Raw genomic sequence first — 9,393 nt, 5'->3', positions numbered from 1 at the left:
CCCCCCCCGCGGCTTTGCCCTTTGCTTCCTAATGCCACAGCGGTTCGCGCGAGACGTGGTTGACCAGTAGCTGCGCATCCAGCTCGACATAGGTTCCATTGGCCATGCGCGGATTGCTTTCGCCGGTGAGCGCGGCGATTACCGAGCAGATCAAGGCGCTATGGCTCACGACCATCACGTTCTGCCCGGGATGCTGATGGCAGATCTTGAACAATGCGTTCACTGCACGCCCCACCAGATGCTCTTCGGTTTCTCCGGTGCCAACCAGCAGCTGACGCTGTTCGTCGGCGCCATCGGCCACCAAGGTGCCTTCGAGATCGCCGAAGTCCTGCTCCATCAGTTCCTGGTTTTCGTGCAGGGCACGGATGCCCAAGCTATTGGCGAGGATCTGCGCTGTTTGGCGGGCACGGAACAACGGGGAGGAATACACTGCGTCCCAAGTACCTTCGGGTGCCAGCTCGGTGGCCAGCTGCTGGGCTTGGCGGATGCCGGTATCGTTCAGTGGCAGGTCGCTGCGTCCATGCAGGCGTCCTGCCTTGTTCCATTCGGTCTGTCCGTGGCGGATCAGGATCAGTTTCTTTGCGCTCATCGTCTTCTTCTTTCTGGCATGCACCGAAGCAACTGGTGCCCGGTGCGAAGTAGTGTTCTTGGAGTCAGTTGCCGGTCTGCGAACTCTTGACCGGCGCTGGCAGCGGGGTGCTCGCGTGCAGCGCGGCGTACTGGCCGCTGGATGCAGCGAACGCGTCGACCGATTTCGCCCCGACCTTGATGACGTTGAATCCCGCTGCGGGCTCGTCAACGATCTGCGTCGGGGCAAATGGATTCATGTTGTAGGACACTGCAGGAGCCATGAACACCGGGGTGCTCAACAGCTGGCTGGTGGACGCCTGATGGTAGTGGCCGCAAAGGATTGCACGGATATCGCTTCCGGCGGCGATGGCCGCCAGCTCCATCGGGTTCTCCAGCCCGCGGCCGGCGCGGGCTTCATTGGCGGCTTCCACCGGAGGATGGTGCAGCAGCAGCAGAGATCCGCGCGGCGCCGGAACCGCCAGCAGCGAGGCAAGCCAATCGAGCTGCCGCTGTTCCAAGCGTCCCCGGGCCAACTGGAATCCCCCGCTGTCCAATCCGATAATCCGAAGCCCCAGGCCCTCGTGCACCGTGTCGGCTGGATGCGGACCGGTGGACAGGCGCCTGGTGTTGAAGGATTCTCCAATCGCGCCCAACGGATCATGGTTGCCCGGAACGGTGATGACCGGGCAATCCAGTTCGCGCTGGGCCTGGTTGAAGATCCCTGCGGCCCGCTCATGGATGTCCGAACCGCGGTCTGCGATATCGCCGGTCACCACAATGGCATCCGGACCCAGACACGCGGCTGCTTCCAGCGCCTGTTCTGTTCGTTGCCACGAATCAATGGATCCGTGAAGCAGCTGCCCTTCGGGACGCAGGTGGGTGTCGCTCAATTGGATTATCGTCAGAGGTTCCATTTTTCCTCCTTCACGGCTGCTGCATTTCATCCCATTGAACGCCGGGGTTCTGGCCAGCAGGTGAACAGGGTGTCGACGCCATATGAAGTCCTGAAGAATCGGGGTTTTGTCGATAATCGGACAAATCGGCCATGGAAGGCAGGTAAAACTGGCTGACACATGCTTTCTGGCGCATATGAACGGCGAGTAGCATCCAAAACGACTAATCTTAGAAGAGAAGATTTGAATCCACCGAGGAGCTATATCCATGACCGGCAGCAAAGTCGTCGCCTTTGGCCACTTCCAGCCAGAGCGCATCGTCCCTAACACCGAGCTGGAAAAGTTGGTGGAAACCAGCGATGAATGGATCACCCGACGTGTCGGCATCGAAGAACGCCGCTGGGGAACCGGTGTTGAAACCGTAGACTCCATGGCCATCAAGGCCGCAGAGATGGCGCTGGGCAACGCCGCTGGCATCAAGGCAGCCGATATCGACATGATCATCGTCGCCACCTGCACCGCTACGGACCGTTCGCCGAACATGGCCGCACGCGTAGCTAACGCCCTGGGCATGGACCAAGGACCGGCAGCGGTGGACGTGAACGTGGCTTGCGCAGGCTTTGCCCACGCAGTTGGCCTGGCCCAGGGCGCCATTGCCGCTGGCTCGGCGACGAATGCCCTGGTTATCGGCTCGGAGATGCTCACCGACTACACCGACTTCACCGATCGCACCACCTGCGTGCTGACCGCGGACGGCGCTGGCGCCTTCGTGATCACCGCATCGGAGGACAACGGCATCTCGCCGGTGGTCTGGGGTTCGGTTCCGTCCCTGTCCGATGCGGTGCGCATCGAAGAAGAAAACAACATGAAGTTTGCGCAGAACGGCCAGAGCGTTTACCGCTGGACCGTCACGCAGCTGCCGAAGATCGCTTCGAAAATCATCGACCGTGCCGGCATGAAGCCTGAGGAGCTGGACGCCATTGTCCTGCACCAGGCCAACCTGCGCATCATCGAGCCATTGGCAGAGAAGATCGGCGCACCGAACGCGCGCGTGGCCACCGATGTGGTGTACTCGGGCAACACTTCGGCCGCTTCGGTTCCGCTGGCTCTTTCCAAGTTGATGGCTTCGGATGAGCCATTGCCTTCGGGTTCCAAGGCGTTGCTCTTCGCCTTCGGTGGCGGCCTGGCTTACGCCGGCCAGATCATCACGATCCCTTAATTATTTTCGCCATGAGTGGGCGCTACGGCATTTTGCGGGGCCCCCACTAGTGCTTTAACGGCGCCTTCCGCATCAGGCTAAAAAGCCGCTCCGAATCCCTTGCAACAACGCGTTAGTGACTGCTAACGTATTTTTCATGCTTGATCTACTGGAAGTCGCTTCCGAGCCAACGCGCAGGCGCTTGATTCAGTTGCTGGGTTCCGGGGAACGCACGGTGACGGAACTGGCCGCGAACTTCGCCGTCAGCCGCTCCGCCATCTCGCAACACCTGCTGCTGTTGATTGACGTAGGACTGCTGCAAGCCCGCAAGGATGGCCGCAGCCGCTACTACTCGCTGGACCCTGCAGGCATCACGAAGCTCAAGGCCCTCCTTGACTCGTTCTGGAATACCGAACTCGACCTGCTCGTTGCCGAGGCCGCCGAATTGGCGTCGTTCAATGGGCCACCGCACCAGCCACCAGGAGAAAAGCCATGAGCTTTGAACGAACAGTCATCCTCCCCGTTGACGCCGACACCGCCTTTGCACTGGTCACCAACCCGGAACGCCTTCGCCGCTGGCAAACCGTTGCCAACCGCGTTGACCTGCAGACCGGCGGCAGCTACCGCTTCACCATGGGTCCGGGCCACCAGGCCTCGGGCACTTTCACCGAAATCGAGCCCGGCAAGCGCCTGGTCTTCACCATGGGATGGGAAGGTTCGGATGCCGTTCCGCCCGGCGATTCGACGGTTTTCATCACCCTGGAACCGCTGGATCAGGGCACGGCCCTGACCTTGCGCCATGAGGGGCTGGACGCCGAGCAGTCCTCGGGCCACGCCGAGGGATGGAACCACTTCCTGGATCGGCTGAAGGAGTTTGCCGAAACCGGCGAAGCAGCCATCGACGAGTGGAACGCCGTGCCCGAGCCGCAGAATCCGATCGTTTCCGCCGAGGGCTCCGTGGCAGCCCTGCAGTTCATCCTGAACAACATCTGCGCAGCGGACCTGGCCAAAGCCACTCCCTGCTCCGAGTTCTCCGTGAGCGAGCTGCTGGATCACCTTGCGGGTTCGGTCTCGATGATCGGCGGTGCCCTGGGCGCTGCGGTATCCGATGAGCCGGCCCTGGCGCCGGAAGCACGCATCGCCAACCTGGTGCAGCCGACCCTGGAGGCTTTTGCCGCTCGCGGCGTTGCCGGCGAGATTGATCTCGGATTCGCTGTCATGCCGGCTTCAGTGGTTGCCGGGATCCTGAATCTGGAACTGATGGTTCACGGGTGGGACTTCGCCCAGGCGACCGGCCAGGAGTTCGCGATCCATCCTGGCCACGCGGAATACGTACTGGGCTTGGCACGCAAGACCGTGGGACCGGCTCAGCGCACCTCCGGTTCCTTCGCGGAAGAAACCATGGTCGCCGAATCCGCCAGCAGCCTGGATCGCCTGATTGCCTTCACCGGCCGCGTTCCCGCAGGAGCCTGAGGACCTCCCATGGTTGATGCCTCCACGAGCATCGCTATCGACCGGCCACGTTCGGTGGTGGCCGGCTACGCGATGAACCCGCTGAACGCTCCGGCGTGGTACCGGAATATCCACTCGGTGCGCCGGCTGGATCCCCATGGCTTCGGCCTCGGATCACGCACCGCCTTCGAAGCCAGGTTCCTTGGACGGAAGCTTTCCTACACCTACGAAGTCACCAGGTTCGCGGAGAACGAGGAACTGGTCATGGCCACCGCGCAGGGCCCGTTTCCCATGCGCACCACCTATCGCTTCGAAGCGATAGGGCCAACGGCGACCCGGGTCCACCTGCGCAATGACGGCGAGCCAACTGGCTTCGGCAAACTGGCCGGCCCGCTGATGGAAATGATGATGCGGCGAGCCAATATGGCTGATCTCCGGGCGCTGAAAAGCATCCTGGAGAAAGACTGAGGACCAGCGGCGAACACCGCGGATACCTTGCCTGTGGCATCGTGTCCGCGGTGTTCCCCGCGTCACTGACCTGAGCATTCCCGATTGCTCCAGTTCTCGACTTGACGTTAAGTGGATCACACCCCAGACTGGTACACGTGAACCTGTCTGACAGCTGGACACCCGGACAGCAACCGATCGAACGACGATCTGCTGCCGAAGGCGTCTTCCATGCACTCCGCCTAGCCATTGAAGCCCAGGAAATCGCCATCGGCGCGAAACTGGGATCCGAAGCTGCCCTCGCGGCCGACTACGGCGTGAGCCGCTCGGTCATCCGCGAAGCGCTGCGCTCCTGCGCGGCCCTGGGCCTGACCCGCACCGAAACCGGGCGCGGCACCTTCGTGGTCTCCCACCGGCCCACCCGCGAGCTGAAACTGGGCACGTTCTCCTCCGACGACCTGCACGAAGCCCGTCCGCATATCGAGATCCCGGCTGCCACCCTCGCCGCCACCCGGCGCACCGCCGAGGACCTGGAGCGGATCAGCGGGCTGATCGAGGCGATGGAGCAGGAAGACGACCCGGCAGCCTGGGTCGAGCTGGACGCCGCCTTCCATGCCGCGATCGCCCAGGCCAGCGGCAACTCGGTGTTCTCCAAGGTCGTCGCGGACATCCGCGAGGCCATGGCCCGCCAGTCCGAGACCGTGAACCTGGTTGCCGGCCGCCGGTCGCCGTCGAACTCGGAGCACCAGGAAATCTACCAGGCCATCGCCGCCCAAGACCCGCAAGCGGCCAACAATGCGATGGCCAAGCACCTCAATGCGGTGCAGCAAGCAGTATCCACCATAGTCAGGAGCAAGAAGTGACCCCCGCCGATCCCCAGACCCTGCGCGCTTCGCTGGTCGTTGAGGCACTGCCGCAGCACGAACCGCTGGTCATCGCCACCCGCGGCGAGGCCGTGGAGTCCATCCACTACGGCTCGGCCGTGCTGCTGGATCCCGCCGGCTCCATCGCCGCCAGCCGCGGCGATGCCCAGGCCGCGTTCTACCCGCGCTCGGCGCTCAAGCCGCTGTTCGCCGTGGGCATGCTGCGCGCCGGACTGCAGCTCGATGACCAGCAGCTGGCCTTGGCCTCGGCCAGCCACTCCGGGAGCCCGCGCCACCTGCAGGTCGCCGAATCCACGCTGGCCGCCGCCGGCCTGGACCACACAGCGCTGCGCAATTCCACCGACCTGCCCTACGGCATTGCCGAGCGCCAGGACTACCTGGCCGCTGGCGGCAAGGCCACCACGCTCGCGCAGAACTGCTCGGGCAAGCACGCCGCACTGGCGGCCCTGTGCGAGCTCAAGGGCTGGGACACCGCCAACTACCTGCACGACGAACGCCTCCTGCAGCTGCTGCAGGACACCGTGGAGGATCTTTCGGGCGAACAGATCTCCGGGGAGAGCACCGACGGCTGCGGCACCCCGGTCTACCGGATGACCCTGGCCGGATTGGCCCGCGCCTTCGGCAAGCTGGCCAGCGCCGCGCAAGGCACCGCCGAGGCACGCGTGGCCGCGGCAATGGCCGGCTACCCGGAACTGGTAGCCGGCGTCGGCCGCGATGTCACCGCCCTGATGCGCGCGGTGCCCGGCTCCGTGGCCAAGGACGGTTTCGAGGGCATCCAGGCCGTGGGCCTGCCCGATGGCAGCGCGCTGGCCGTGAAGATCGCCGACGGCTCGGACCGCGCCCGGATGCCGATCACCGCCAAGCTGCTCGCCGAGCACCTGGGCTCCGAGGCCGCATTGGCCCTTGAACCGCTGGCTACCAGCCCGGCCTTTGGCGGCGGTGCGCCCGTGGGCCTGCTGGCCGCACTGTAATTTTTTCCGTTCCAACCATTTCAACGAATCCTGGAGAAGAATCCACCATGCCTGAAACCTTGCTCAGCGGCCAGACCCGCAGCGAGCATGACCTGATCGGCGACCGCGATATCCCGGCGGATGCCTACTGGGGCGTGCACACGCTGCGCGCCAAGGAGAACTTCGACATCACCGGCACCGAGCTGTCCGGCAACCCGCACCTGATCCGCGCATTGGCGCGCGTGAAGCAGGCCGCGGCGCGTGCCAACCACGAGCTGGGGCTGCTGGACGCCCAGCGCGCGAACGCCATCGACCAGGCCTGCGAGGCCATCGCCGGCGGGGCGCTGCATGAGCAGTTCATCATCGACCCGATCCAGGGCGGGGCCGGCACCAGCACGAACATGAACGCCAACGAGGTCATCGCCAACCTGGCGCTGGAAATCATGGGCCATGCCAAGGGCGAGTACTCCTTCTTGCACCCCAACGACCATGTGAACCTCTCGCAGTCCACCAACGACGCCTACCCGACCGCGGTGAACATCGCCACGCACTTCGCCACCCAGCCGCTGCTGGCAGCCATCGAGGTGCTGCAGGATTCGTGCATCGCCAAGGCCGCCGAGTTCCGCACCGTGGTGAAGATGGGCCGCACCCAGCTGCAGGACGCCGTGCCGATGACCGTGGGCCAGGAGTTCCGCGGCTGGGCCGTGACCCTGGGCGAGGACCGGGCGCGGCTGGAAGAATCGCTGTGCCTGGTCACCGAGATCAACCTCGGCGCCACCGCCATCGGCACCGGGCTGAACGCCCCGGCCGGCTATGCCGAGGCCGCCTGCCGCCACCTGCGCGAGCTGACCGGCCTGCCGCTGACCACCAGCCCGGACCTGATCGAAGCCACCTCGGATGTGGGCGCCTTCGTGCACCTCTCGGGCGTGCTCAAGCGCGTGGCGCTGAAGATCTCCAAGATCTGCAACGACCTGCGCCTGCTCTCCTCCGGTCCGCGCGCGGGCCTGAACGACCTGCAGCTGCCGGCCGTGCAGTCCGGCTCCTCGATCATGCCCGGCAAGGTCAACCCGGTGATCCCGGAAGTGGTCAGCCAGATCGCCTACCAGGTGGTGGGCCACGACTTGACCGTGACCATGGCCGCCGAGGGCGGGCAGCTGCAGCTGAACGCCTTCGAGCCGGTGATTGTGCACTCAATCGGGCTCTCCCTGAAGCACCTGGCCAACGGCTGCCTGACCCTGGCGCACAAGTGCATCGACGGGATCACCGTGGACGAGCAGGCGCTGCGCCGCGAGGTGGAGAACTCCATCGGCCTGGTCACCGCGCTGAACCCGCGGCTGGGCTACGCGGCATCCACCTCGGTGGCCCTCGAAGCGCTGCACACCGGGCGCGGCGTGGCCGAGCTGGTGCTCGAACGCGGCCTGCTCTCGGCCGAAGACCTCAATGAGCTGCTCTCCCCCGAGCGCCTCGCCAACCTCACCGACTAGATCCGAGGAATCATATGGATAATTCCACTCCGCACGCCACCGCGGCGCACGTCCCCGATGCCGCGCTGACGGCCGGCGACAACGATTACCACAAGGGCCTGTCCTCCCGGCAGATGCAGATGATCGCCATTGGCGGCGCCATCGGCACCGGGCTGTTCATGGGTGCCGGCGGCCGGTTGGCCGAAGCCGGACCGGGCATTGTCATCAGCTACGCAGTCTGCGGCTTCTTCGCCTTCCTGATCCTGCGGGCGCTGGGCGAACTGGTCATGCACCGCCCGTCCACCGGTTCCTTCGTGTCCTACGCCCGCGAGTTCTACGGCGAGAAGGCGGCCTTCGCCACCGGCTGGCTGTACTGGCTGAACTGGGTAATGACCGCCATTGTCGATATCACCGCGGTGGCCCTGTACATGGGCTTCTTCGGCAAGTACGTGGGGTGGATCAGCTCGGTGCCCCAGTGGCTCTGGGCGCTGCTGGCGCTGGCCGTGGTGCTGGCCATGAACCTGATCTCGGTCAAGGCCTTCGGCGAGATGGAATTCTGGTTCGCACTGGTCAAGGTCGTGGCCCTGGTGGCCTTCCTGATCATTGGCTGCTACTTCGTCATCTTCGGCACGCCGCTGGCAGGACATGAGGTCGGCTTCTCGCTGCTCAGCTCCAATGGCGGGCTGCTGCCCAATGGCCTGCTGCCGGTGCTGGTGCTGATGCAGGGCGTGGTCTTCTCCTATGCTTCCATCGAGCTGATCGGCACCGCCGCGGGCGAAACGGAGAATCCGGAAAAGGTCATGCCCAAGGCGATCAACACCGTGATCATCCGCATCGCCGTATTCTACGTCGGCTCGCTGGTGCTGCTCTCGCTGCTGCTGCCCTACACCGCGTACAGCGCCGGGGAATCGCCGTTCGTGACCTTCTTCGGATCCATCGGCGTGCAGGGCATGGACGTGGTGATGAACCTGGTGGTGCTCACCGCGGCGCTGTCCTCGCTGAACGCCGGGCTCTACTCCACCGGGCGCATCATGCGCTCCATGTCATTGAACGGCTCGGCGCCGAAATTCGCCGGGCGGATGAACAAGGCCGGGGTTCCCTACGGCGGCATCGTGATCACCGCTGTGGTGGCCGTGTTCGGCGTGGTGCTCAACGCCGTGGTCCCGGCCAAGGCCTTCGAGATCGTGCTGAACTTCGCGGCCATCGGCATCATTGCCTCCTGGGGGATGATCGTGCTGTGCCAGATGGCGCTGGTGAAGTCCGCCAAGCGCGGCGAGCAGCAGCGCCCCGGCTTCCGGATGCCGCTGGCTCCGGTCTCCGGCTGGGTCACCCTGGGCTTCCTGGCCCTGGTGCTGGTGATGATGGCGTTCGATAATCCCATCGGCACCTGGACCATTGCCTCGCTGGTGGTCATCATCCCGTTGATCATCGGCGGCTGGTACCTGTGCCGCGGACGAATCAACGAGATCGCCAAGGCGCGGCTGCACAACGAGCAGCCGGCCAACCAGCGGTAGCAGGATCCCGGGACCGGGGGGG

The 9,393-nt window shown here is 64.7% G+C and carries 10 protein-coding genes; 8 read left to right on the top strand and 2 right to left on the bottom strand.

Translation table 11 applies throughout. The features are described from left to right. Positions 1 to 28: 28 nt before the first annotated feature. Both ACNPN0_RS10225 and ACNPN0_RS10220 read right to left on the bottom strand, forming a co-directional pair. Entirely contained in the window at positions 29 to 589 is a 561-nt protein-coding gene (locus tag ACNPN0_RS10225) for a histidine phosphatase family protein (protein ID WP_332488856.1), read from the bottom strand. Between the two features lie 64 nt (positions 590 to 653). Further along, the gene (locus ACNPN0_RS10220) at positions 654 to 1,484 is read right to left on the bottom strand and encodes a metallophosphoesterase family protein (protein WP_359185345.1); all 831 of its coding nucleotides are present in this window, start codon (positions 1,482 to 1,484) and stop codon (positions 654 to 656) included. 247 nt (positions 1,485 to 1,731) lie between these two features. Here ACNPN0_RS10220 and ACNPN0_RS10215 point away from each other — a divergent pair, with 247 nt between their 5' ends. From ACNPN0_RS10215 to ACNPN0_RS10180, 8 genes are all read left to right on the top strand, one after another. Further along, positions 1,732 to 2,682, top strand: a complete 951-nt coding sequence (locus ACNPN0_RS10215; RefSeq protein WP_105656229.1) for a beta-ketoacyl-ACP synthase III — start codon at positions 1,732 to 1,734, stop codon at positions 2,680 to 2,682. 136 nt (positions 2,683 to 2,818) lie between these two features. Then, positions 2,819 to 3,157 (top strand): ArsR/SmtB family transcription factor, encoded by a 339-nt coding sequence (locus tag ACNPN0_RS10210; RefSeq protein ID WP_105656228.1) that lies wholly within the window; start codon positions 2,819 to 2,821, stop codon positions 3,155 to 3,157. Beyond that, positions 3,154 to 4,134 (top strand): TIGR03086 family metal-binding protein, encoded by a 981-nt coding sequence (locus ACNPN0_RS10205; RefSeq protein ID WP_448937755.1) that lies wholly within the window; start codon positions 3,154 to 3,156, stop codon positions 4,132 to 4,134. The genes ACNPN0_RS10210 and ACNPN0_RS10205 overlap by 4 nt, the downstream gene beginning before the upstream one ends. A gap of 9 nt (positions 4,135 to 4,143) precedes the next feature. Continuing rightward, positions 4,144 to 4,581 (top strand): SRPBCC family protein, encoded by a 438-nt coding sequence (locus ACNPN0_RS10200; RefSeq protein WP_359185342.1) that lies wholly within the window; start codon positions 4,144 to 4,146, stop codon positions 4,579 to 4,581. A 137-nt stretch (positions 4,582 to 4,718) separates the two neighbouring features. Next, the gene (locus ACNPN0_RS10195; RefSeq protein WP_105656225.1) at positions 4,719 to 5,423 is read left to right on the top strand and encodes a FadR/GntR family transcriptional regulator; all 705 of its coding nucleotides are present in this window, start codon (positions 4,719 to 4,721) and stop codon (positions 5,421 to 5,423) included. Further along, a complete protein-coding gene (locus tag ACNPN0_RS10190) occupies positions 5,420 to 6,415 on the top strand; it encodes an asparaginase (RefSeq protein ID WP_434689212.1) in 996 nt (331 codons plus the stop codon). Before ACNPN0_RS10195 ends, ACNPN0_RS10190 begins: the two co-directional genes overlap by 4 nt. A gap of 47 nt (positions 6,416 to 6,462) precedes the next feature. Further along, the gene (locus ACNPN0_RS10185) at positions 6,463 to 7,878 is read left to right on the top strand and encodes an aspartate ammonia-lyase (protein WP_332727513.1); all 1,416 of its coding nucleotides are present in this window, start codon (positions 6,463 to 6,465) and stop codon (positions 7,876 to 7,878) included. A 14-nt stretch (positions 7,879 to 7,892) separates the two neighbouring features. Next, a complete protein-coding gene (locus tag ACNPN0_RS10180; protein WP_105656223.1) occupies positions 7,893 to 9,371 on the top strand; it encodes an amino acid permease in 1,479 nt (492 codons plus the stop codon). The last annotated feature ends 22 nt before the right edge of the window (positions 9,372 to 9,393 follow it).

Source organism: Glutamicibacter sp. AGC84, from assembly GCF_053543575.1.
This window is presented reverse-complemented; position numbering and strand designations above follow the sequence as displayed.

What these genes read in the sequence shown, in the direction of transcription:
- ACNPN0_RS10205 (WP_448937755.1), top strand. Translation starts at nt 3,154, where the DNA reads ATGAGCTTTGAACGAACAGTCATCCTCCCCGTTGACGCCGACACCGCC.
- ACNPN0_RS10215 (WP_105656229.1), top strand. Translation starts at nt 1,732, where the DNA reads ATGACCGGCAGCAAAGTCGTCGCCTTTGGCCACTTCCAGCCAGAGCGC.
- ACNPN0_RS10200 (WP_359185342.1), top strand. Translation starts at nt 4,144, where the DNA reads ATGGTTGATGCCTCCACGAGCATCGCTATCGACCGGCCACGTTCGGTG.
- ACNPN0_RS10220 (WP_359185345.1), bottom strand. Translation starts at nt 1,484, where the DNA reads ATGGAACCTCTGACGATAATCCAATTGAGCGACACCCACCTGCGTCCC.
- ACNPN0_RS10185 (WP_332727513.1), top strand. Translation starts at nt 6,463, where the DNA reads ATGCCTGAAACCTTGCTCAGCGGCCAGACCCGCAGCGAGCATGACCTG.
- ACNPN0_RS10210 (WP_105656228.1), top strand. Translation starts at nt 2,819, where the DNA reads ATGCTTGATCTACTGGAAGTCGCTTCCGAGCCAACGCGCAGGCGCTTG.
- ACNPN0_RS10225 (WP_332488856.1), bottom strand. Translation starts at nt 589, where the DNA reads ATGAGCGCAAAGAAACTGATCCTGATCCGCCACGGACAGACCGAATGG.
- ACNPN0_RS10180 (WP_105656223.1), top strand. Translation starts at nt 7,893, where the DNA reads ATGGATAATTCCACTCCGCACGCCACCGCGGCGCACGTCCCCGATGCC.